2 protein-coding genes are annotated in these 666 nt (G+C 63.2%); both read right to left on the bottom strand.

Going from position 1 to position 666, the window contains the following annotated elements; genetic code table 11:
• A partial coding sequence (locus ARC20_RS02165) for a DUF2884 family protein (protein WP_202595422.1) occupies positions 1-340 on the bottom strand: 340 nt, incomplete at its 3' end.
• Between the two features lie 28 nt (positions 341-368).
• A partial coding sequence (locus ARC20_RS02170) for a GIN domain-containing protein (RefSeq protein WP_202595423.1) occupies positions 369-666 on the bottom strand: 298 nt, incomplete at its 5' end.

Consider the following 666-nt stretch of genomic DNA (forward strand, 5'->3'; position numbering starts at 1 on the left):
CCTTGATCGCTTCGCCTGCGGCATGTGCGCCGAACGCCGCGCCCTGGGTGCCGATGTCGATGCCCTTCTTGGCCACGCCTTGCACTTGCGCGTAGTAACTGCGCATCGCCTGGCGTTGCGCCTCATTCAAGTCCACCGGCTTGCCGTCGATGCTGAGCGCGCCATCGACACCGATGGTGGCGGCCGGCAAGCCGTCGCGCTTGAGCGTCAGGCTCTTGCCGGTAAAGGTCACGCCGGCACCATTGGCCTGGCCGGAGACGTTGACGGTGGGTTCGGACTTGCCGCAACCCGCCAGCAATACGCTCATCACTACCGCCGAAACAAGCAATTTCATCAGCATTTCCCCCACATCCTGAAAGAAGTCGTCGTCATTTGTCTGTCGGTACCCGGGTGCTGCCGGAGACCTCGCTCACATCGATATCGCCGCTGCCCTTGTGCGCCACGCTCAGATCGCCACGCACCTTGCGGACATTCAACGCGCCGGAAGCGACCGACTCCACGTTGACATTGCCTTGCACATCGCGGATATCGACATCGCCCGAGCCGATCGTGCCGATCTTGATGTTGCCTGCGACGCCGTGCAGCTTGATCTCGCCGGACTGCACTTTCGCCACCTCTGCCGCACCGTGCACCTCACGCGCCTTGAGGTCGCCCGAGCCCACGAGA

It is taken from the genome of Stenotrophomonas panacihumi (genome assembly GCF_001431645.1).
Taxonomy (GTDB): Bacteria; Pseudomonadota; Gammaproteobacteria; order Xanthomonadales; family Xanthomonadaceae; genus Stenotrophomonas_A; species Stenotrophomonas_A panacihumi.